Source organism: Paenibacillus sp. FSL K6-1096, assembly GCF_037977055.1.
Lineage (GTDB): Bacteria > Bacillota > Bacilli > Paenibacillales > Paenibacillaceae > Paenibacillus_AQ.
In genome coordinates this window covers 5,040,974-5,061,910 of the sequence record NZ_CP150274.1, presented here as the reverse complement: position 1 = coordinate 5,061,910, position 20,937 = coordinate 5,040,974, and the positions used below count along the sequence as shown (strand labels likewise).

The window sequence follows — 20,937 nt, the reverse complement described above, 5'->3', positions numbered from 1 at the left end:
GGAATCAGGGTCTACCACCGTTTAACCCAAACGGGCTCCAGGTTTGAGTAACCCATGGCTTGCAGCAGTTCCCAAGCGTTCTCTATCGTATGCTGCTTTCCTTTGAGCCACAGTTTAGGTTGTTCCCGTTGTATGTACTGAATAATCCCGGAAATAGGTCCCGGTTTGCCTAGATGAATGGTGATACGGGAGTTGTTTTTGTATGCTGAAATATCATAGAACTCCCAAGCGGTGTGACGCTCTTCTTCTGGTGGAGTGGCTGGGAAAATGAGCGTGATTTTTGTGGTTTTATCTTCCTTGGGCGAAATATTTAACGTGAGGCGGGAACCACCCACATGCCAATATACAAAAGGCCGGTCTTGGACGGTTAGCTGTCTGATCTGAGTTTTTACCGTAGGACAATCCCCCTTTGAAGTGAAAATTCTATAAAGAAGCATAAAAAAGGGGCTGTTATCGCCCCATGCAATATACAATCATTCTTCTTTAGGTTTTACCGTCATAGAGAAGACAACCCCAAAGATAATCCCGAAAGCAATGCCAAGTGGAATACTATGAAGGGCTGCACCAAATACCACGCTAAAACACAAGCCTAAAGCTGTACCAGTTAAAAGAGACTTGTTGTTCATCCTCCACACCTCCTTCCCTTATACAACGAATTTAAACACTATCGGTTTCGAATAAATTAACACATTAAGGAATCACCGTAGTCCCAATCCCATTTGTAAATAGGGTATCTATCAGCTTGACCAATTCTTCCGACGACAGATCCTTGTCATTCCGTATCCATAAGCGAAACATCGAAATTAGTGTGGATATGTAAAACTCAATGATATAGGGTGCTAAAGCTTCATTTGCCGGAAGGTCGACGATTAATCGCTCAAAAGGAATTTCTCTTTTCAGACGTTCAATAAAACGAACAGAACCATAGTCGCCCAAGAGGGCTTTCAGCATTGAAATTTCCTCTGCGTTTTCCAGGCATTGAAGTGCGTCTTGGAAGGTATGTGTGGAGAACTCTCTGCTTGCCATTTCCTCTTTAATGGATGTAAAGACACGCTCTTCAACATTGTCCAACAACTCATAGATATCCGTAAAGTATTGATAAAAGGTGCTGCGGTTATATCCTGATCGCTTTGCGATCTCTTGGATGGTTATTTTCTCAATGGGTTTCTGACTATATAAATCGCAGAATACATTGATAAAGGTTTGCCTTGTTTTATCCGTAATTTCAGGTTGCTTATTCATGATTGGCCTCCAGTTTCTGTGCAATCGATCATACGACAGATCTTAAAAATCTGATGGTTGATGGTCCTATAGCGTATCTATACAATAAATTATACAACACGTTGTTGGATAATCAACAAGGATTAATATATAGGCCAGGAGGCTAATATGCGAATTTTATTTTTCGGCAGAGGTGTCATATCGGTCCAGTATGCTTGGGCGATGGAACAGGCAGGGCATACCGTGGAATTTTACGTTAGAGAAGGGAGGAAAGAAACTTTTGGAAGCAGCATTAAGCTTGAAATGTGGGACGCACGAAAAGGAAAACAGCTCGTCAAAGAAAACTGGAACGTTACATTGCATGAGAAAATCAGTCCCGGTTATGACCTCATTATTGTGAGTGTCAACACGGAACAGCTTCCGGCAGCAGCACAACTATTATCGGCAGTTGCCGGGAGCACGCCTATCCTCATCTTCAATAACCTTTGGCAGGATTTGAAATCATCGATTTCGCCTCTGTCTATGAACAATGTGGTCTTTGGATTCCCGGGAGGCGGCGGTGGCATTGAGGACAACAGGCTTAGAGGCGGCTTTTTAAAAATGCTGTTTCTGGAGCAGCCACGGGCAGGCACTGAAGCTATTAACAACAAGGTCAAAGTGCTATTGGAAAGTGCCCATTTTAAAATTAAGTGGATCAAGGATATGCAGAACTGGCTCTGGAATCACTTCGCGATGAATGCGGCAATGGAAACCGAGGTGTTGAGACTGGGAAGCTTTGCGGCACTTATGAATGATAGCGACTCTTTCGCAAATGTTGGCAGAAACATGAGGGAAATGATCCCGGTAATAAAAGCCCGGGGCGGAAACGCTGATATGACCTCTCTGCTGTTGACTAAGATCCCGCCGGCACTGCTCGGCACGCTGTTTAACAAGGTGATTTTTGCAAAAGGTAGCTTAGCACGGCTTTTCATGGAATACAACAATAGCAAAGCAGGCTTTGCGATACTTGAAGTGGTGCGGGAAGCGAAAAGATTAGGTATAGCTATGCCACGGCTTACTTCGGCGTTGGAAAATTCGGGGCAATACAAAGCAGAGGCATTAGGATAAGAGTGGTTTAATATCCCCTTGGTCGGCCGCATAGCGGTCGGCCTTTTTGGTGCAATATAATCGGAGTGCGACATGTGAATGCTCACTCAAATTCTTCGTTCTTTTGATTTCAATTCACGCACTCGCACGGAGTGCCACGAGGCTCCGGGGGCCGGCATAGCCGGTCTTTGGAGATTTCAATCCACGTACTCACGTAGAGTGCGACAACACCTTCACCAATCTGCGTTACTTTGCCGGTATTTCAATCCACGCACTCACGTAGAGTGCGACCCTGGCACTATGGTACTTTATCACCCGCTTTAATTTCAATCCACGCACTCACGTAGAGTGCGACACAATGCGCCTTCAGGATCGTCAGATTTTATTCCATTTCAATCCACGCACTCACGTAGAGTGCTACAAGTACGCGCATCCTTCCGCAGAGTCTATTCGTATTTCAATCCACGCACTCACGTAGAATGCGACCAATGAAATCAATGAGTACCTGGATGCTGTGCTATTTCAATCCACGCACTCACGTAGAGTGCGACAACGAAATCAACTTTGACAAAAGATGTGCAAAAAATTTCAATCCACGCACTCACGTAGAGTGCGACGGTTGCTCGGCAACGATTACACGCACTATCAAAATTTCAATCCACGCACTCACGTAGAGTGCGACGATGCACGCGGCAGATTGGTACTATCAACACGACGATTTCAATCCACGCACTCACGTAGAGTGCGAAGCGGAAAACAGCATAACCTATGCTTTTTCCGTATACATACACTATATTTCCCTTTGTTCCATTCTCAAAAAGGCATTTTTCCACCCTTGACTTTTCAAGTACTCTCTCGATTTCTGTGAGTTTCGACAAATTCCGAGGTGCGAAACCCCCGGGGATTTCATGGGAGCTTGGCATTCGCACCAGCTCTCCGCTCCTATTTTACTCTATGGCTTAAATTCTGCAATACAATAATTCATTGAGTACTGCATCTATTCTTGAATCAGCACACTCGCAAAAACCCTGTACGTTATTTCAATCTATACACTCTCCTGAAGTGCCCTAACTGCAGGGTTTCCTCCGCCCTAAAACCAGCTTAATTTCAATCAACGCACTCACACGTAATGCGACGGCATTGCCTTTTGCGCCGCGATCAATTGCCTGATTTCAAACCACGCACTCATGTAGAGTGCGACGATTTCGTCAGTTCCTTGATGCTTTCACGGCCCGGATTTCAATTCACACACTCATGTAGAGTGCGACTTGGGTGCAGCAAATGCCAAACCGGAAAGCCCTTAATTTCAATCCACGCACTCACGTAGAGTGCGACGGCGCTGAGTGAGCTTTTCGATGTGTTTTATCACGCATTTCAATCCACGCACTCACACGGAGTGCGACGAATTCGTCCTCAAGCAGCCCCAAGAGAACGGCCTATTTCAATCCACGCATTCACACGGAGTGCGACAACAGCGTTGACGCAAAAGCCTTTCGGACCTACTGATTTCAATCCACGCACTCACATAGAGTGCGACGACAAGTCTGGTAGGGCTTGGATTCCTGCAAAGATTTCAATCCACGCACTCACATAGAGTGCGACAGAACAAAATAAAGTTCACAGATATGGAGTTTAGATTTCAATCCACGCACTCACATAGAGTGCGACGCCTCGGTCCAGGTATCGCCATACAACTCCTCCACGATTTCAATCCACGCACTCACATAGAGTGCGACGTCCTGGGCGAATACGCCGACCTCGCGCCAGAAATTTCAATCCACGCACTCACATAGAGTGCGACGAAAACGCCCTTAGCCACAATAGTTTCTCCTGTTATTTCAATCCACGCACTCACATAGAGTGCGACACCATTCCTCTGTATTGCCGTCAATGGAGATAGAATTTCAATCCACGCACTCACATAGAGTGCGACGAGACGGCACTACAAAGCAGTAGACACGATCTTTTGATTTCAATCCACGCACTCACATAGAGTGCGACATCACTTTACGGACCATTATCTCATTCATCTTGTATTTCAATCCACGCACTCACATAGAGTGCGACGACGGAGGTGTTCGGCCAGGAGCTGGACACCTCCGAATTTCAATCCACGCACTCACATAGAGTGCGACGATTTCAAGGTCTTTGCCCTTAACGGTAGAGAGCAAATTTCAATCCACGCACTCACATAGAGTGCGACTTTTTGAATATAGCTATGTTAATGCTGATGGTCATGAGATTTCAATCCACGCACTCACATAGAGTGCGACAGCGAAAAACAGCATAACCTATGCTATATCCGCATTCATTCACTACCTATCCTCTTACTCCATTCTCAAAAAGGTATCTGTCCCCGCTTGACTTTTCAAGTGCTCCCTCGATTCCTGAGAGTTTCGACAAATTCTGAGGTGCGAAACCCCCGGGGATTTCATGGGAGCTTGGCATTCGCACCAGCTCTTTGTTTCTATTGTACCTCTTCGGCCATATTCTGCATAATCCTAAATTGTCTCAACACTATGTCGGCCGGGGTCTTTCAACACACTGCAAATAAGCCAGCCTGCATACTTCAGTATGCAGGCCGGCTATCTCTGTTACTTTTACTTAACTAGGGCCTCAGCAAGGTGCTCTCTCCCACTCTACCAAGTGGACTCAGAGGCCCTTATTCCGCGCAAAATCCAACTTTTCCAGCATTCGCGGACTGTAGGGCCGTTATTGTTGGATATGCCGCCTGAAAACGCCCCGCAGGGAGACAATAAGCGCACCACAGTCCGCCAAGCCGTAAAAAACAATGTTTGTTTGAAAATAACGGCCCTCAGGTCCGCGAAGGAGCATGGAGCAGCAGAGTTGTGCAACCAGACGGGTCCGCTCCCTCAACAAGCGTATTTCCCAGGAGCCTTACGCTACTGCCCCCATCCAATCCCGCACGAAGCCGCCTCATTCCGCCCCCTCCCCCCGTCAAGCATTCATCAACAACTGAATGCGCTCCACATCCTGACTGAATTTCTTGGCCAGGCGGGCTTTGCCGAGGTTGGACTTGACGATCTTTTGCATCCGCTTGTCGCCGTTGACGGCGAACTTGGCGAGCATCTTGAAGCCGGCTTCGGGGGCGCGCTCGACGAAGACGCTGAGCGCGTACTCCAGACCCTTGGACAGCACGCGGAATTCCTCCGCACCGCAGCGGGTGCGGCCTTCGGCGATGCCGTCCAGGATCTCCTCGGACAGTTCCAGCGCATACAGCACATTCGCCTGCTCCTTCAGCATCGGCGGGTGGGCCAGTGCGGCGACGAACGCCCGCTGCTCCAGCGCGCTGGCGCTGCCCTTCATCTCGTCGAACAAGCGCCGCAGCACGCCGAAGTCCTGCTCCCCGATGCGTTGCAGCGCCATCGCTGCCGCCTCGCGCATCCGCCAGCGGCCGTCATTCATCGCGGCCTGGCAGCGCTCCAGAATGAGCTGCTGCCGGGCAGGCTCCGCATAGCGGTAGTAGCTGCCCATCGCCTGCAAGGCGCAGAACGGCAGGAACTCGCGGGCATCGTCGGTCGGTGCTTCCGTCTCCGGCTTGCCGCTCCATGCCAGCACCAGCTCCCAAGCTTCGTCCGTCACCCAGTCTGACGCGAACGCGTCCGCGAAGGCGGAAGCCGCCCCCAGATTAGCCCGCGGCCCCGGCAGATTCGACTCACCCATCAGGCGCTGCTCCAGCTCCGCATACTTCCCGGCCTCCTGAAGATCGCCGTAGAAGACGTTCTTACTAACTTTACTGTTCATCCTAGTACCCCTCCATTATTTTGGAAAAGCCAGCTTAATATGCTCCTCACAGAACTCCTTACATACATTGTTGCCCCAGAATAACCCCTCGAACCGTGTCAGCGCAATCGTGTCCTCGCGGATCTCGACCAGTCCCTCCATCACGAACTTGGCGAACAAGTCAGGGAACAGCTCCTCCGGGAAGTTACCGAACTTATGCCGGAACTTCTGGCGGTCAATGGCTGTGCGGCGCAGGCCCATCGCCAGGAACTGGTTCGGCAGATCGTCCGCCTTCACTTCGTAGCCTAAAGCAATGGGCAGGGTGCCGGATGTAATCTTTTTCACATATTCAGGGAGCAATTTCACATTCTGGTAAGCGTAGCCGCCTACATCGCCGAAGGCCCCCAGTCCGACCGAGAGCAGGTCCAGGTGGTCGTCGAAATGCTTACGGCTATAGACATGATGCCCGCCCGGCAGCACAAAGTCATAGGTGGATTCGACCGCATACCCCTGTGACTCCAGGTAATGGCACGCTTCCACATACATCTGCTGCTCCAGCCCGATATCGCCGCAGGCCGGCAGTTCACCGCTGGAAATGCGCTTCGCCAGACCGAAGCCGGGGATAATCTTCAGGGGAAATAACGTGACATGGCCGATCCCCAGCTCCGCCACCTTCGCCAGATCCTCCAGCCATTCCTCCATCGTCTGACCCGGCAGATTGTACATCAGGTCCAGACTGACATTCGCAATTCCCGCCTCCCTGGACTCCTGAATGCTGCGCAGCGAATCCTCTGCGGTCTGGAGCAGGCCGAGGCGTCTGCCCAGCACATCGTTGAAGGTCTGCACCCCCAGGCTGATCCGGTTCACGCCCAGCGCATGAAGCAGCTTCAGCTTGGAAGCGGTGAACGAGGCGGGATTGCCCTCGAACGTGATCTCCTCGATATGCTGCATCGGGAGCGTGGCCTGAAGCTGCTCGAAGAGCGCGGTAATCTCTTCCTCCTCCAGCACACTGGGCGTCCCGCCGCCGATATAGAGCGCCTCTACGGTGCTATTGCGGATCTGCGGTGTATTCCCGTACATCTCCAGCTCCCGGAAGAGAGCAGCCAGATATTCCTGGCGGGCCTCCTGCTCATTGAATGCCTTCGGGTACGGGCAGAACGGGCAGATGGAATCGCAAAAGGGAATATGTACATAGGCCAGCTTCGGGCTGGCAGCCGTACGGTCCAGGTTCATCAGAGACGGCAGGCGCTGGCTGTCCTCCGGTGTGACCGGCGTGTTCCCCATGGGATAATGTCCAATCCCGATCTCACGGAACGGGTAAAGCGGCTTGTTCATTCGATCAAGTCCTTCCTCCAATTGAATTCATAAGCATATCCTTATAGATGTGGCGCGATCCCTCCAGCGCCTTCGTGAGCAGACCGGCATTATACTCCTTCGACTGATAGAACACGGGAGTTAGTAAATCATCCTCCGGCCGGATCACCTGCTCCTGAAGTGCAACATGATACAGCGAAGTATGCGGATATACCCGGATGCCCTGGCTCGCCAGAATATAGACCGGATTCATCTCGTTCACCACCTGCACCGTCTCCTGCACAGTCGCTTCACACTCCCCCGGTCCGCCGAACAGCAGCGATACCGAATACGGGAGGTGGTATTGCTCCAGCAGGCGGCCCAGTGTCACCAGTTGCTCTGGAGTGAATTGCTTGCCCATCCGCCGCAGCATCTGCCGGGAAGCGGAGTCAGCCCCGATATCCACGAAGCGGCAGCCGTTCTCCTTCAGCGCGCGGATCAGCTCCTCCGTAATCTGGGCCGGGGTCAAGGCGCAGCTCCATTCCAGCGACGGGCTGGTGCGGCCGATCAGCTGGCAGAACGCAAGCGTCTCCTCCACATCATGGTTGAACACACCGTCTACGAACGTAATGTTATGCACCTGATATTCCGTCTCCAGAATCCTCATATCCTCACGGAATTGCTCCGCCGGAATCCGGCAGGCCACGGGCTGGTTGTAGCCCTCCGAGCAGTAGATGCAGTGGCGGCTGCAGCCCCGGGAGGCCTGGTAGCCCATAGAAGCCTTTTTGATGCGTGGATTCGGAATAAAATACTGCGGAGCGAACAGCAACTTCGGCGGAATACGGCTGTACACCGGATGATAGGCAGGGTCTGCGATCCGGACCGTCCCTGTCTCCGGGGCCAGTCCCTGTTCCAGTTCGCGGGCCAGCCGCACCGCTTCCGCCTCGCCCCCGCTCCCCTTGATCCCGTAATCTGCCCCCAGCGCCTGCACCAGCTCCGCCGGCATCACCAGCATAGCCGCACCGCCCAGCATGACCCGGGCAGAACTGCTGGTCCGGCAGACCTTCATCACTTCCCGGATGAACGGGAGATAGCTCTCCGGCTGCTGAATCACCTGGTTGTCAATATTGCGCACCGACAGGCAGATCAGCTCCGGGCGGAACGCCTCCAGCGTCTCGCGCAGAACTTCAAGCGGCTCCTCAACGAAGGCCAGGTCCACAAAACAAGTCTCGAACCCGGCAGCCGCCAGCGCCGAGTAGACCATCCCCGCCCCGACCGGAAGGGCCGGCAGCGGCTTCAGCAGCGTATTCGTAGACACGACCACTATTCTCATGATCCGCGCTCCACTCTGTTCTTTCTCATGATTGGCGCTCCATCCTGTCCTTCTTAGATAAGAAGAAACGGCTGCACGTTACTCCGCAAGAGAAGGCATCCGTTTCTTCGGGCTTAACTATTCTCATATGAACATCCAGTCCGGGTTGCGCTCCCGGTACGGACGGCAGATGCGGTTCGCCTGCTCCAGGCTCAGCTCCGGGGACATGAAGAACTTCGGATGCAGCAGCTCATCCGGTTCCGGGGAACCTGTATAGCTGTACATATCGGTGGACGGCAGAATGCGGATGCCGAACAGGCCGAAGATGCGCTGAACGGCCAGCTCCTCCATCAGCTCCAGCGTCTCGGTCAAGGTCTCCAGCGTCTCCTCCGGCCCGCCGATCAGCAGGCAGAAGCTGAACGTAAGGTTAGCCTCGCGGCAGAGCTGCACCACGGTGCGGATCTCACCCTGCCGGAAGTTCTTCTTGAACGACCGCAGGCAGATGTCGCTGCCGGAATCGATGCCGAACTCCACCTCCGTGCACCCTGACTGCTTGAGCAGCCGGGCGAATTCTGCGGTGAAGAACCGGGGATTCAGGAAGCACCCCCAGGATACAGGTGCAGCCCGCAGAATCAGCTCCCGGCAGATGTCCTCGGCATGCTCCAGCGGGAAGTTGAACACACTGTCCACGAAATCAAAAGAGCGGATGCCATGCACCAGCGCCATCTGCTCCACCTCTTCGGCCACCGCCTGCGGCGACCGCAGGCGTACGTTCCGGCCCTCCAGCGAGGGGTAGGCGCAGTAGGTGCAGCTTAGGGCGCAGCCTCTTTTGGTCAGAACATTATGGCGCACCTTGCCCTCCGCATCATAGCTGTGCAGGAATCCGCTGCGGCTCGGAAAATACGCCTGATCCAGCTGCTCCGGCGCATCCGGCGGCCAGAACCGCCATTCTCCGTCCGCTGCCCTGAACATCAGGCCGCTAACCGAAGCTGGTGTCTTCCCCGCCTCTAACTGGTCAATCAGCTCAACGATGCTGCTGCAGCCGTCACCCACAATGCCGTAATCCGCCCCGGTCTCCTGCAGCCACTGCTGGGGAAGGAGCGAGAAGCCTGCTCCCCCCAGAATGACCGCCGCCGCGGGGTTCCATTGCCGGACCCAGCTCACCAGAGAAGAGGTCTGCTCCACGAAGCTCCGGGGATATTGCATACAGCAATTATCCAGATTGCGGATTGAGAGGCCGATATAATCCGGCGCATAATCATCCAGGTAGGAGGTGACCGCCTCGCGGGTATATTCCAGCTGGGTCATATCCAGCATCCCCGCCTCCCGCCCGGCAGCAGTAAGCGCAGCATGGATATAGCTCAGCCCCAGCGGAAAAACAGGCGGCCGCTTCTCCGTGTTCGCCGAGATCAGCAGCACTCTGCCCATGCTCACGCCTCCCGGAGGAACGTCAGGATGGCCTCGCTGACCACCGCAGGCTCCTCCAGGAACATGAAGTGCCCGGTCCCCGGCACCGCCAGCATCCGTGAATCCGGCAGATTGCGGTTCAGCTCCAGCGCCTTGGGCAGCGGCGTGATCCGGTCCTCCTGGCCGGTGACGATCAGCGTCCGCTGCCGGATGCCCTGCAGGACCGGCCGCAGATCGGGATGCCGGATTTGGATCATCAGGCGGTGGGTCGCAGCGGGCAGCTGCGACCATCCCTTCAGAATCCGCTGCTGTACCTCTTCATGGCCCTCCGTGAAGAAAAACGGAACCGCCGCCGCATTCGTCCGCTTCACCGTATCCGGCGTGATCTCTTCACCCTGATCCGGCCGCTTGAACGGAACCTTGAAGGTGGCGGCGGCCCCCATCAGCACCAGCTTATTCACCCGCTCCGGCTCCCGGGCAGCCAGCAGCAAAGCCAGCGTGCTGCCCAGAGAATGCCCGATCAGCGTAACCTTCTTCAGCCCCCGCTCATCCATCAGCCGGATCAGATCATCCACCATGTCCTCTAGCGTGAACGCCGGACCGGTGTATTCCGACTGGCCGTGTCCGCGCAGGTCAGCGCACAGCACCTGATAATGAGGCCCCAGCGCCCCGGCCAGCTCCCGGAAGACCTGCGAGGAATCGCGGTTGCCGTGCAGACACAGCACCGCCTCCCCCGCGCCCTGGCAGCTATAAAATAAACGTATACCCTTCGTCTTCAACATGTACGCTTGTTCCTCCCTTGGACTTCCCTGCCCCGGCTGCTCATACGACAGCTTCAGCCAGATATTCTAAGGCTTGGCCCAGATTCCCGCCGTCCGCTTCGTCCAGGGTGAACAGCTGCCACTCCTCTCTGGAGCGCCCCGCCAGGATAGCGGGCTGGCCGGGTGCCAGGGCGCAGCGCGGACCCAGCTTATCCTCCCAGTCATAATAGAGCGTGAAGCCCGGAACCGTCTCCTTCGTCTTGCCCTTCACGAATTCATGGGTAATGAAGTGCGGCAGCTGGCCTACTCTGGCGATCAATGCACAGTCTGCCTTGCCGCCGAGCTGCTGCTGCAATTGCTCCAGCAGCGGGCCGCAGCGGATGCTGGCCTGCTGGTCGCCGATGACGAAGACCTGCGGCCGCTCCGAGGCCAGATCGCCAAGCAGCACCTCTTCATCCTCCGCATTCTGAATGGCGAACGAGGACCAGGCAAGGGCTTCCTTCCCGCCGGCCTGCTGCTGCTCCCAGCTCTCCTGGCCGGCCGGGAGATCGAAGTAGGAGAAGCCCAAGGAAGAGGCTACGCGCATCCCGACCGCCCGGGCCATCATCTTCGCTTCCTCCGCTTCTTCAATCGGCTTGCTCCATGGGCGCTTGCGGATGCCGGGCTGGCCGTCATATTCAATCAGGCTGATGCCCGCGCTGGCAATCATCGACAGCTTGATCGCCGTGAAGCAGGGCATCAGCGAGGACAGCGCCCATTCATGCCCGGGACCTGCGGCGACGACAATCTGCCCGGCCACCTTGCCCTTGAACGCTTTGCCCTTCACTCCGGCCACACGGTCGTAATTGTAGTACTCGAAGTCCAGATCCTCATCGCTGCAAGGCTCGCAGCGGTCGATCCAGTTCTTCCAGACGGCCGGAAGCGAGAGTGCATAGACCGGGGAGGCGAAGACGAAGCCGTCCCCTTCCTTCAGCTTGTCGTACAGCTCCCTCAACTGGTCCTCCGGGTCGTTCAGCAGGTGGCAATGCTTGCCGTTCATGCAGTTGCCGCAGCCGTCACAGGGCAGAATGTTGTAATCATTCAGCCGCAGCAGCTCGGTCTGCACCCCCTGCTCCGCTGCGGCTTCCAGCGCAACGGAGAGCAGGTATTCGCTGGAGCTGTGATGCTTCTTCATGGACCCGGCGAGTCCGATGACCTTCTTCATCCGGCCGCCTCCTCTAAGTCCAGCTCAGCCGTATCGAAGCCCAGCGCCCGCAGATCGCTGAGCGCGAACATGCGGAAATCTGCCGGAGTACACAAGACATTGGCCTTGGCGACGTCCTGCCTCAAGACCTGGGCGCTTCCGCGCGCCGTTGCCAGCTCCTCCGCCTTTCTGCGGATCTCAGGAGCAGCCATGTCGCGGATGAATTCCGGCTTGCGGGCGATGATGCCGGCATAGAGACTCTCGCCCTCCGCGCTCCAGACCGCCTTCGCGGCGGCCGCCGACTCGAAGAAGCTGCCAGAAGCCAGCGCTGCGAACAGCTCGCCGAATTCCTTCAGCGCCTCATCCCCCGGCTTCGCCATCGACACGGTTTGGCTGGCCCACTCGGCGCAGTAGCCGCATTTGTCACAGTCCATCCGGTCGCAACGCTTGGATCGGAAGCCCTCCAGGAAGCCTTCCAGGCTCTCGTTGTCGATGCTGGCCTGGAAGCTGAACAGCAGGCGGTAGACCTGTCTCATTTTGTCCGACGGCGCGAAGTCCTCCTTGATGTTCTTGGAGAAGTTCGGCATTTCGAAATCTGCCTCAGCCATACGTGAGTTGAGCAGGCTCAGCAGATTGCCCTGATATTTCCGCGAGGAGTAGGACTGTGCAGTCGCCGCAATCTTCTCCGTGGTCTTCATCCGCTCGGTCAGCTTGAATTTGTGGTAGCCCAGCTCCTCGTAGATATGCATATCCTCCGGGCGGATCCACTGCGATTTCAGCAGCTCCTCCGGGTGCTGGAGCTTGCGCTCCGTACAGCGCAGCATGTAATAATCGAGCGCGAAGCCGTCGGTCACATGGTTGCACTGCGAGGCATGGCTCTGGAAGTTGGCATGATTCTGGCGCAGCGGGCAATCCAGCATACAGTCATTGGTGGCAATGAGCTGGTACTCGCAGCGGGTGCTTTTGCGCAGACTCTCCAGGAAGGCGAAGTCACGGTTGCGGCTCTCCGGCAGGGTGATCTCGCTGACCCCTTTTTCCTCGAAATATTGGGCCTGTCTGATCGTATTGACGTTCGCGAAGGTGGACAGGCTGATCTTCACCTCCGGCAGCGCGGAGCGGACCATATCAATCAGCAGCGGGAGGGACACAGTCACATACTCCGGCTGCAGCGTCCCGATCCACTCCAGCAGCTCGCGCAGGCGGTAGTGGAATTCCTTCGTCGTCTCCAGGTTGTCCAGACAAGTCGCATTCAGCAGATAGTTGAACTTGAACCCGTAGGCATGCAGCAGCTTCACATGCTCTTCCACCCGTGTCCGGTCGATCGTGGGCAACGCGAAGGTGGGTCTGCCCCCGCCTACCAGATCAGAGGATAATTTGCCATAAAAGACATCCACATGCGAATCCTTCAGCAGGATCGGCAAGCGGTCATCGAAGTTGGTGCCGACAGACAGCCTCATGCCTTCAGCTCCTCTCCCGCCGGCTCGGCCGGCTTCTGTCCGCGCGCCAGCTTCACCCGGCTCTCGAACGACTGCTGGTTGGCTTCGGAGAAGAATTCCTTGCACACATTGTTGCCCCAGACAATGCCCCTGGCGGACAGGCGGATCTCATGCTCATCCGTTTCCAGCAGGCCTTTGGATACCAGATCATCGATGGTCTTACCGAAGACCTCCTCCGGCTGGAAGCCGAACATCCCGCTGAAATCATCCCGCTTCACGGACAGCATCCGCAGACCCTTGGCCATCATCCCGTGCATCGCCTCCAGATCATCCGCCTGGCTAGCGATGAAGACGGACAGGAACTGCTGCGCCAGCCGGCCGCTGTACTCATGAATATCTCCCTGGTTGATATACATCAGCTTGTTGACATAGCCGAACGCGGCCGGGCCGTGTGCGAACAGATCCTTTTGCTGGGTATAGTAGAGCAGGACATGCCGGTCCTCGAACCCCGGCTTGGCGAAATCCCATACACTGTACTGGACATAGCCCTCCTCCTGCAGCAGCCGTTTGGCCTCCAGATACATATCCACTTCCAGCTCGACACTGCCGGTAGGCGGGATTTTGCCTTCCTTGATCATTTTGAACAGTGCAGTAAAAGGAACGACACACAGTGAAAATACGGTAATATGGTCAATGCCGAGCCGGATCGCCGTGCGGACATCCTTCAGCCATTCCTCCATCGTCTGCTCCGGCAGATTGTACATCAGGTCAATGCCGATGTTCTCAAAGCCCGCTGCCTTCGCTTCCTCCAGCACCTCGAAGGCGCGCCGGGAGTCGTGGCTCATCCGCAGATGCTGCCCCATCTTATCGTTGAATGTCTGGATGCCGATGCTAATCCGGTTCGCGCCCTGGGCGCGGATCGCCTGCATTTTCGCAAGCGTCAGGGTGGACGGGCTGCCCTCGTAGGAGATCTGTGCATCCGGCGCCACCTTGTAGTTCGCCTGCACACTTTTCAGCATATCAACCATCTGCTCCGCAGACAGAGCCGAAGGCGTGCCGCCTCCGAACGTGACCGCGCTGATCGTCGAGTCGGAGCCGTAAGGAGATGAGGCATAGATGCCGATCTCGGCTTTGACGGCCTGCATATAGTCCTCGACCTGCTTTTCCTGATAGGCCATCTTGTTGAAGGGACAGAAGATGCAGACCGAGGCGCAGAAGGGAACATGCACGTAGACGGCACCCACATTGTCCTGCGGAGGCTGGCTGTCCAGGCCCATCGTGCCGTAGATGTCAGCCGGAGCAAGCTCGTTCACAGGATTGGGGTAGTGGGATACGCAGATAGGATCTCTGTAAGGATAGATGTTATAAAAGCGTTCATTCGACGTTCTAACTGCCATGGTGAACACCCCGCTTGGCTTCCACAGCCGACAGCGCCGCAGCCAGACCCGAGGATACCGCCTCAATGCCTGCTACCGGCAGACAATTCATCACAGTCTCTGCCACTTCATCCGCACTCGCCCCCAGCTCATAAGCCTTCTGCGCGTGCAGCCGGATGCCGTACGTGGAACGGTCTGTAACCACACAAGCCAGACGGATTAACTCCCGTACCTTGGGCTCCAGCGTCCCCGTGTCCTCAATCGACTTGCACATGCTATCAAAAGCAGCCCCCACCCGGGGATTCACTCTCATTAACATCTCGCTCATTCCCTAACCCCTCCTTAAGATTGTACCGGCTGTACCGGACGTCCTTTGGCCAGCTTCATGCGGTGCTGCAGCCCGTAATCCGCATACTTCGCCGAGAAAAATTGCTTACTCACATTATTGCCCCATATAATCCCGTCCTCCGTCAGCCGAATCCCTTCAGCATCCTGGATCAGCAGCCCTTCCTTCACCAGACGCCCGATCGTATCCGGGAAAAGCGCCTCCGGCTCCTGCCCGAACATGCTGACGAAATCCGCACGGTTCACCGCCAGCATCCGCAGCCCCTTCGCCATCGCCCCGTGCGCCAGCTCCCGCTCATCGGCCTTCTCCCCGCAATTGACCGGAAGCAGGCCCTCCTGCACGCGGGAGATATATTCGTTCAGATTGCCGCTGTTGATATACATATAGCCGTTGATGAAGCCAAAAGCAGCCGCGCCGATCCCGATCATATGCGACTGCTCCGAGAAGTAGAGGGTGGCATGGCGGTCGGTTTTGCCCGGCTTGGCGAAATCAATCACGCTGTACTGCTCATACCCGGCTTCCAGCAGCATCTCCTTGGCGATGGTATACAGCTCGATCTCCCGGTAGACATCGCCGATGCCCGGAAGCTTCCCGCTGGCGATCCGCGCGGCGATCTGGGTATGCGGAACTACGCAGAACGAGAGCACACAGATGTGGTCGATCTCCTGCTCGATGGAGGTGAGAATATCTGCCCGCCACTGGTCCAGCGTCTGGCCCGGCAGATTGTACATCAGATCAATGCCGACGTTCTCAATTCCGCTGTTACGCGCATTTTTGACTAACTCGAACGAATCGTCAACACTGTGGTACAGCCCCAGCACCTCAGCCAGCTCCTCCTGGAAGGTCTGCACCCCCACACTGATCCGGTTCAGCCCCTGCAAGACCAGTGTCTCCAGCTTGTCCTTCGTGAAGTTCCGCGGATTGCCTTCGATGAAGATCATGGCGTCCTCCGTCACCTGGAAGGCCTGCTTCAGGTATTGCAGAATGCCGGTCAGCTCCTCCGAGGTCAGGCAGGAGGGAGTGCCGCCGCCGAGATTAATGGAAGAGACTGTAATACTCCGGCCAAAAGGCGTACCCGCATAACGGTCGATCTCCTTGCGCACCGCGACCAGATAATCATCCACCTGCTCCTGCCGCTTCAGATAACGGTTGAACGGGCAGAACGAGCAGGTCGCGTCACAAAAGGGAATGTGCAGATACAGGGCGGTCGGTGTATCTTTGGTATTCGGCTGCTCCAGCTCCATCAGGGAGCGGACCTCGGACTCTTCATGCTGGGAGATGGGCACAGGATAATGCGAGACACAGATCGAATCCCGCTCCTTAAATAATTCAACATATTGCTCGGCTCTGCTCATATCGGGCCTCCCCTTCATTTGGATTGCAGCATCCGTCCGGCATAGGGAGAGTCTTCAGACGGCTCCACCGGAATGCGGCGGATCTCCATTGTCATCTGGTTGCGCAGATCCGGGCAGGCCGAGTGCACGATATTGCCTTCCGGGTCCCACGGCAGCTTCGCATCCATATTCAGCGCCAGCAGCATCGGGAACACCGCATGAAAGGCCGTGCCGCACAGATTGCCTGCATTCAGCGGGGAGACCTTCATAACGTCCCCTTCCTTATGTCCTGCCCGGCAATGCCCTTTAACCCCTGTTACCTTCAGTTCAAATTCATAGTTCATCCGTAATGCCTCCTCTTTGAATTGTGTGATCGTTTTCACTTATTCGGCCAGCTGGTCTCCGATGATCGCCACTGCCCGTACCCAGGCCGCGCCGGCCCCGCCGAGCTTGATCGGGAAGCATGCTACCTTGAACCCGTATGCCCCCGGAAGCTGATCCAGATTCGTCATCCGCTCCATATGGCAATACGTCTGCTCCCTGCCCCAGAAATGAGCCGGAAACAGGTAGGCATTATCCCCGGTCCGCTTATAATCGCCGATCATATCCCGGAACGGGCGGTCGAAGCCATAGCTGTCGATGCCCATCACCCGGATGCCCCGCTCGGTCAGCAGCTTCGTAGCCTCCTTGCTCATGCCCGGATAATCGGTCAGATACTGCGGAGTGCCCCAGTGCCGGTCTGCGCCTGTACGGATCAGCACGATATCCAGCGGCTTCAGCTTATAACCGGTCCTCGTTAGCGCTGCTTCAATATCCTCAGGCTCAATGAATTCACCCGCCTGCTTATGCGTCACGTCCAGGACCACGCCGTCGCCGTAGCACCATTCCAGCGGAATCTGGTCGATTGATGCTGCCGGCCGGCCTTCGCTCAGTGAGCCGAAGTGCAGGGGGGCATCCAGATGAGTACCCGTGTGCGTGGACGCGGTGATCATCTCCATGTTCAGAAATTCCTCATCCGGGAAGTCCTTGCGGCTCCCGTCGAACTGGAGGGCGAAGCGGTCTGCCCCTTCCGAATGGCCGGTCTGCTCGACTTTGTACGGAGCCGGCTCGCCTGCATTCTCCTCCACCCGCACGCTTAGATCAATAATCCGGTATCCCATGCTCTCACCTACTTCATAATTCTCATCGCATTTAGTCCCAGGATGTTCTGGACATCCTCCTTGCGGATCTCCTTCACCCCCATCATCAGCTTCATCGGCAGCGGAATGACTACCTTCTGCATGTAATTCAGCACCTCGGCGATGTTCGGCGTAACGGTCCAGTCCGAGCCCCAGAGGATCTTGTGGCTGCCGCAGACGGAGATCATCTTAGCCAGCTCCATGCGGAATACCTTCGGGTTGTTGTGGATCAGAATATTGGCTACCGCCGTGATGGTCACATACATATTGTCGTGCCGGCCGACCATGTAATAGCACAGGTCATTCCAGGGATGGCCCATATGCTCCACAATCAAGGTCAGCTCGGGAAAATCCACCGCCACATCATCCAGCAGAATCGGGTAGTTATGCTTCATCCGGAAAATGCTGCCCGGCGTAATCCCGGTATGCACGCTGACCGGAATTCCCAGCTCGCTGCACCGCTCGTACAGCGGATAGAGCAGCTCGCGGTCATTCAGCACGAAGCCCCCGTAATCATTCGGGTTCAGCTTGAAGCCCTGCATCCCCAGCGTGTTAATGGCATAGTCCAGCTCCGCCAGCGCCTCTTTTCCCTTGTAGGGATTGACACTGGCGAAGCCGCGCAGCTTATCGGGATGGGCCCGGACCGCCTCGGCGATCCGCTCATTGGACAGCACCTCATAGCCGTAGACATCCTCGAAGCTAAGCTGGTGCACCCAGCTCATGGCAATCTGATTCTCGGCCATACAGTTCAGGTAATCCTCCAGCATATTGTTCTCGTCCACGAAGCCGTCTCCGTCAGCGCCGACCATTTTCTTCAGATATTGCAGGTCATCGAAGCCCTTCTGCTTCTTGTAGTCCGGGACGGCCCCGGCCGCAGCCAGGCTAAGCTCCCGGGTCTTATTCTCCTTGACGGCAAAATGCGCATGTGTATCCACAATCACAAGATTGCTCTTCACCTTCGTCTACTCACCTCTTTGCTTAGAATTGGATGCGACAGATCTGGAGCCAGATCGCTAGACATCCCGGTGGCCGATCTCCGGCCTCGGAGCCAGCGGAGCCGTAGCGAATACCAGCTCCATATCGCCCGATCCCCCGTTGACCACCCGATGGCGCAGCCCTTTGGGGACCAGGAACACGCACTGCTCCTGAATCGGATGCGGCACATCCTCAATGATCACCGTGCCTTGCCCCCGGATGACAAACACACTCTCTTCCCCGTAGTCATGAAGATGCTCCTTGATCTCCTCCCCCGGCTGGAGCAGGACATGACCCATAATGAGCTGCGTGGCCCCCACCGTGGCCGGTGTCGCCAGCACGCGCATTTGCCCTCCTCTGGCATGAACCACCGGGACATCGCCGAATTGCACCACCGTTCCCGCGTACACCTGTGTCATCTAAGCACCCCTTATCCGGCTGATTTATATTCGGTTACGTTTGTTTGTTCTTTTTTGCCCAGGCCCAGCGAGATCAGAATAGTTAGCACCATCAGTCCGGCGGCCACCAGATAGCTGGGATGGGTCCCGATTCTGCTGTAAAAGAAGCCGCCCAGCGTGGACCCCAGCGCGATCCCGACCCCCTGGAGGGTGCGGAAGGTGCCTAAGGCCGCTCCCATTTCCATCGGATTGATTTTGACCACCTTATCCGTAATGATCGTGTTAGCCAAAGTAATAATCGGCCCCTCGGTCAGCCCGATCAGCGCGTAGCCGAAGGTCAGCAGCCACGGGTTGAAGTCCAGTGCATACAGCAGCACGAGCGCTCCCAAACAGATCGATTGAGCCCAGATCAGAGGCGCATGCCTGCCGACCTTGTCAGAGATCCAGCCAATGAATACCGCCCCGAACGAAGCAACCGCCTCATACGGAATGAACAGCAGGCTGAGCAGCACCAGCGAGATATTCTGTTCCTTGGCCGCGAACGGTACCAGGAAGGTGGTGAATACCCCGACCATGAAGCACAGGGTTCCGATAATGCCCGCCAGCAGAATCTCACGGACGCCGAGCCATTTGAACGAATTCTTGAACGCTTGCCCGATGCTCTTGCCTGCATTCCGCACTCCGGTCTCCGGCAGCAGCGCAGCGGTCACCGCCGAGGACAGCACCAGCAGTGAGCCCAGCACCGCGAAGGAGGTATGCCAGCCGAAGTAGTTGCTGAGCAGGCCGCTGATGACATAACCGAGCACCGACCCGGCACCGATGGCCCCGGATACAATCCCCATGGCTCTGCCCCGTTCCTCCGGCTTGCATACATCCGTTACTACGGCGAAGATTGGAGTGGAGACGAAGCCTCTGGCGAAGCCGAACAGCAGCCAGCCTGCTGTGAACAGGACGGGACCGCGTGAAGCGGCCACCATGAACACAGCCACCGCCGACAGGATCATCGCCGTGAGAATGATCTTCTTCCGCCCGTACCGGTCGGCGAACACGCCGGAAGGAATCGACAGGAAGGTCATCACCAGCGAGGCAATGCCCGCGATCGAGCCGATCTCACTGGAGGTCATGCCCAGCTCACTGCTGATCAGCGGCGCAATCGGGAAGATACTGACCATAATCGAGAAAATCAGTAGAATATTTACAGCCAAAAGCATGAAAATTTTGTTGTTGCTCATGGAAATCGTCCTCCTCACAGTCATTGACTGCTCTCAATAATGATGAATGCGGCAGCATAATCACCGTGATGACTAATGCTTACATGAATGCTGTCCTGCGGCTGGAGATACTGCGCAAGGCGCGGGGTACGGACCAGATAAGGCTGGCCGCTGGCCTGATTGAGGAACTCCAGCTCGTTCCAGCCCAGCTCGCAGTCCATGCCGGTGCCGAAGGCCTTCAGCAGCGCTTCCTTGGCGGCGAAGCGGCCGGCCAGGAAGTCGGCGGCATGTCTTTTTTTGCCGGTGAACAGCTCTCTTTCCCCGGCTGAGAAAAACTGTGCGGTGAAGAGTTCACCGCCTTTGGCCAGCATCTGCTCTACGAAGCGGATGCTGATCAGGTCCATGCCGGTCCCGCGGATCATGCCTTCAGGGCAATGGCTTCCATCACCTGACCCACGGAATATGCTCTGAGCGCCTTGCTCTCAATATGGATGCCGAAGGTCTTGGCCAGTGCCGTCGAGACCAACGCCAGCTCCGTTGAATCCAGCGCCAGATCCTCATACAGACGCGAGGCCTCCGTAATCTCCTCTTCGATTCCGATATCCTCAATGATCGTTTTGATCTTCACGAATACCATTGCTAACACCCTCCCATTAGATTGAATGAGCTTGCGAAC

The 20,937-nt window shown here is 55.9% G+C and carries 21 protein-coding genes and 2 CRISPR repeat arrays; of the genes, 1 reads left to right on the top strand and 20 read right to left on the bottom strand.

Translation table 11 applies throughout. The annotated features are described in order from the left end of the window. Nucleotides 1-11: 11 nt before the first annotated feature. The 3 genes from MHI24_RS22390 to MHI24_RS22380 all read right to left on the bottom strand — a co-directional run bounded on the left by MHI24_RS22390 (nt 12) and on the right by MHI24_RS22380 (nt 1,242). Nucleotides 12-473: a hypothetical protein gene (locus MHI24_RS22390; protein WP_340021734.1), complete on the bottom strand. Its 462-nt coding sequence runs from the start codon at nt 471-473 to the stop codon at nt 12-14. Next, nucleotides 474-626 carry a hypothetical protein gene (locus MHI24_RS22385; RefSeq protein ID WP_340021733.1) on the bottom strand — a complete coding sequence of 51 codons (153 nt, stop codon included), beginning with the start codon at nt 624-626 and terminating at the stop codon, nt 474-476. It abuts the gene before it with no gap. Nucleotides 627-690: 64 nt separating this feature from the next. Further along, entirely contained in the window at nt 691-1,242 is a 552-nt protein-coding gene (locus MHI24_RS22380) for a TetR/AcrR family transcriptional regulator (RefSeq protein WP_340021732.1), read from the bottom strand. A 147-nt stretch (nt 1,243-1,389) separates the two neighbouring features. On the opposite strand from MHI24_RS22380, the gene MHI24_RS22375 reads away from it, so the two are divergent. Further along, nucleotides 1,390-2,328 carry a 2-dehydropantoate 2-reductase N-terminal domain-containing protein gene (locus MHI24_RS22375; RefSeq protein WP_340021731.1) on the top strand — a complete coding sequence of 313 codons (939 nt, stop codon included), beginning with the start codon at nt 1,390-1,392 and terminating at the stop codon, nt 2,326-2,328. A gap of 106 nt (nt 2,329-2,434) precedes the next feature. Further along, nucleotides 2,435-3,056: a CRISPR direct-repeat array (repeat unit 31 nt; unit sequence ATTTCAATCCACGCACTCACGTAGAGTGCGA). A 355-nt stretch (nt 3,057-3,411) separates the two neighbouring features. Continuing rightward, a CRISPR array of direct repeats spans nt 3,412-4,580; the repeat unit is 32 nt; unit sequence ATTTCAATCCACGCACTCACATAGAGTGCGAC. A 685-nt stretch (nt 4,581-5,265) separates the two neighbouring features. On the opposite strand, the gene MHI24_RS22370 is transcribed toward MHI24_RS22375, so the two are convergent. The 17 genes from MHI24_RS22370 to MHI24_RS22290 form a co-directional block, all read right to left on the bottom strand. After that, nucleotides 5,266-6,072, bottom strand: coding sequence for a hypothetical protein (locus tag MHI24_RS22370; RefSeq protein ID WP_340021730.1), 807 nt, complete (start codon nt 6,070-6,072; stop codon nt 5,266-5,268). A gap of 15 nt (nt 6,073-6,087) precedes the next feature. Continuing rightward, nucleotides 6,088-7,386, bottom strand: a complete 1,299-nt coding sequence (gene hemW, locus MHI24_RS22365) for a radical SAM family heme chaperone HemW (protein ID WP_340021729.1) — start codon at nt 7,384-7,386, stop codon at nt 6,088-6,090. Nucleotides 7,387-7,390: 4 nt separating this feature from the next. Further along, the gene (locus MHI24_RS22360; RefSeq protein ID WP_340021727.1) at nt 7,391-8,677 is read right to left on the bottom strand and encodes a radical SAM protein; all 1,287 of its coding nucleotides are present in this window, start codon (nt 8,675-8,677) and stop codon (nt 7,391-7,393) included. A gap of 123 nt (nt 8,678-8,800) precedes the next feature. Further along, nucleotides 8,801-10,084 carry a radical SAM protein gene (locus tag MHI24_RS22355; protein ID WP_340021725.1) on the bottom strand — a complete coding sequence of 428 codons (1,284 nt, stop codon included), beginning with the start codon at nt 10,082-10,084 and terminating at the stop codon, nt 8,801-8,803. Nucleotides 10,085-10,086: 2 nt separating this feature from the next. Continuing rightward, nucleotides 10,087-10,845, bottom strand: a complete 759-nt coding sequence (locus MHI24_RS22350; RefSeq protein ID WP_340021724.1) for an alpha/beta hydrolase — start codon at nt 10,843-10,845, stop codon at nt 10,087-10,089. Between the two features lie 40 nt (nt 10,846-10,885). Next, nucleotides 10,886-12,028, bottom strand: coding sequence for a flavodoxin family protein (locus MHI24_RS22345; RefSeq protein ID WP_340021723.1), 1,143 nt, complete (start codon nt 12,026-12,028; stop codon nt 10,886-10,888). Next, the gene (locus MHI24_RS22340; protein ID WP_340021722.1) at nt 12,025-13,464 is read right to left on the bottom strand and encodes a U32 family peptidase; all 1,440 of its coding nucleotides are present in this window, start codon (nt 13,462-13,464) and stop codon (nt 12,025-12,027) included. The genes MHI24_RS22345 and MHI24_RS22340 overlap by 4 nt, the downstream gene beginning before the upstream one ends. Beyond that, entirely contained in the window at nt 13,461-14,840 is a 1,380-nt protein-coding gene (gene hemW, locus MHI24_RS22335) for a radical SAM family heme chaperone HemW (RefSeq protein WP_340021721.1), read from the bottom strand. Before hemW (MHI24_RS22335) ends, MHI24_RS22340 begins: the two co-directional genes overlap by 4 nt. After that, complete coding sequence (locus MHI24_RS22330) at nt 14,830-15,147, bottom strand: carboxymuconolactone decarboxylase family protein (protein WP_340021720.1); 318 nt, start codon at nt 15,145-15,147, stop codon at nt 14,830-14,832. Before MHI24_RS22330 ends, hemW (MHI24_RS22335) begins: the two co-directional genes overlap by 11 nt. A 14-nt stretch (nt 15,148-15,161) precedes the next feature. Then, nucleotides 15,162-16,520, bottom strand: coding sequence for a radical SAM family heme chaperone HemW (gene hemW, locus MHI24_RS22325; RefSeq protein ID WP_340021719.1), 1,359 nt, complete (start codon nt 16,518-16,520; stop codon nt 15,162-15,164). 14 nt (nt 16,521-16,534) lie between these two features. After that, on the bottom strand, nt 16,535-16,843 hold the full coding sequence (locus MHI24_RS22320; RefSeq protein WP_340021718.1) for a TIGR04076 family protein: 309 nt from the start codon (nt 16,841-16,843) through the stop codon (nt 16,535-16,537). A gap of 39 nt (nt 16,844-16,882) precedes the next feature. After that, nucleotides 16,883-17,659 (bottom strand): cyclase family protein, encoded by a 777-nt coding sequence (locus MHI24_RS22315; RefSeq protein ID WP_340021717.1) that lies wholly within the window; start codon nt 17,657-17,659, stop codon nt 16,883-16,885. Between the two features lie 8 nt (nt 17,660-17,667). Next, nucleotides 17,668-18,633: an amidohydrolase family protein gene (locus tag MHI24_RS22310; protein WP_340021716.1), complete on the bottom strand. Its 966-nt coding sequence runs from the start codon at nt 18,631-18,633 to the stop codon at nt 17,668-17,670. A 57-nt stretch (nt 18,634-18,690) separates the two neighbouring features. Continuing rightward, nucleotides 18,691-19,071: a cupin domain-containing protein gene (locus tag MHI24_RS22305; RefSeq protein ID WP_340021715.1), complete on the bottom strand. Its 381-nt coding sequence runs from the start codon at nt 19,069-19,071 to the stop codon at nt 18,691-18,693. Between the two features lie 11 nt (nt 19,072-19,082). Beyond that, nucleotides 19,083-20,282, bottom strand: a complete 1,200-nt coding sequence (locus MHI24_RS22300; protein ID WP_340021714.1) for an MFS transporter — start codon at nt 20,280-20,282, stop codon at nt 19,083-19,085. Between the two features lie 20 nt (nt 20,283-20,302). Continuing rightward, nucleotides 20,303-20,683 (bottom strand): holo-ACP synthase, encoded by a 381-nt coding sequence (gene acpS, locus MHI24_RS22295; RefSeq protein ID WP_340021712.1) that lies wholly within the window; start codon nt 20,681-20,683, stop codon nt 20,303-20,305. Next, nucleotides 20,680-20,898 (bottom strand): hypothetical protein, encoded by a 219-nt coding sequence (locus MHI24_RS22290; protein WP_340021711.1) that lies wholly within the window; start codon nt 20,896-20,898, stop codon nt 20,680-20,682. Before MHI24_RS22290 ends, acpS begins: the two co-directional genes overlap by 4 nt. Nucleotides 20,899-20,937 lie beyond the last annotated feature (39 nt).

Coding starts and splice junctions, on each gene's coding strand:
- MHI24_RS22385 (WP_340021733.1), bottom strand. CDS start 626: ATGAACAACAAGTCTCTTTTAACTGGTACAGCTTTAGGCTTGTGTTTT.
- MHI24_RS22380 (WP_340021732.1), bottom strand. CDS start 1,242: ATGAATAAGCAACCTGAAATTACGGATAAAACAAGGCAAACCTTTATC.
- MHI24_RS22375 (WP_340021731.1), top strand. CDS start 1,390: ATGCGAATTTTATTTTTCGGCAGAGGTGTCATATCGGTCCAGTATGCT.
- MHI24_RS22370 (WP_340021730.1), bottom strand. CDS start 6,072: ATGAACAGTAAAGTTAGTAAGAACGTCTTCTACGGCGATCTTCAGGAG.
- hemW (WP_340021729.1), bottom strand. CDS start 7,386: ATGAACAAGCCGCTTTACCCGTTCCGTGAGATCGGGATTGGACATTAT.
- MHI24_RS22360 (WP_340021727.1), bottom strand. CDS start 8,677: ATGAGAATAGTGGTCGTGTCTACGAATACGCTGCTGAAGCCGCTGCCG.
- MHI24_RS22355 (WP_340021725.1), bottom strand. CDS start 10,084: ATGGGCAGAGTGCTGCTGATCTCGGCGAACACGGAGAAGCGGCCGCCT.
- MHI24_RS22350 (WP_340021724.1), bottom strand. CDS start 10,845: ATGTTGAAGACGAAGGGTATACGTTTATTTTATAGCTGCCAGGGCGCG.
- MHI24_RS22345 (WP_340021723.1), bottom strand. CDS start 12,028: ATGAAGAAGGTCATCGGACTCGCCGGGTCCATGAAGAAGCATCACAGC.
- MHI24_RS22340 (WP_340021722.1), bottom strand. CDS start 13,464: ATGAGGCTGTCTGTCGGCACCAACTTCGATGACCGCTTGCCGATCCTG.
- hemW (WP_340021721.1), bottom strand. CDS start 14,840: ATGGCAGTTAGAACGTCGAATGAACGCTTTTATAACATCTATCCTTAC.
- MHI24_RS22330 (WP_340021720.1), bottom strand. CDS start 15,147: ATGAGCGAGATGTTAATGAGAGTGAATCCCCGGGTGGGGGCTGCTTTT.
- hemW (WP_340021719.1), bottom strand. CDS start 16,520: ATGAGCAGAGCCGAGCAATATGTTGAATTATTTAAGGAGCGGGATTCG.
- MHI24_RS22320 (WP_340021718.1), bottom strand. CDS start 16,843: ATGAACTATGAATTTGAACTGAAGGTAACAGGGGTTAAAGGGCATTGC.
- MHI24_RS22315 (WP_340021717.1), bottom strand. CDS start 17,659: ATGGGATACCGGATTATTGATCTAAGCGTGCGGGTGGAGGAGAATGCA.
- MHI24_RS22305 (WP_340021715.1), bottom strand. CDS start 19,071: ATGACACAGGTGTACGCGGGAACGGTGGTGCAATTCGGCGATGTCCCG.
- MHI24_RS22300 (WP_340021714.1), bottom strand. CDS start 20,282: ATGAGCAACAACAAAATTTTCATGCTTTTGGCTGTAAATATTCTACTG.
- acpS (WP_340021712.1), bottom strand. CDS start 20,683: ATGATCCGCGGGACCGGCATGGACCTGATCAGCATCCGCTTCGTAGAG.
- MHI24_RS22290 (WP_340021711.1), bottom strand. CDS start 20,898: ATGGTATTCGTGAAGATCAAAACGATCATTGAGGATATCGGAATCGAA.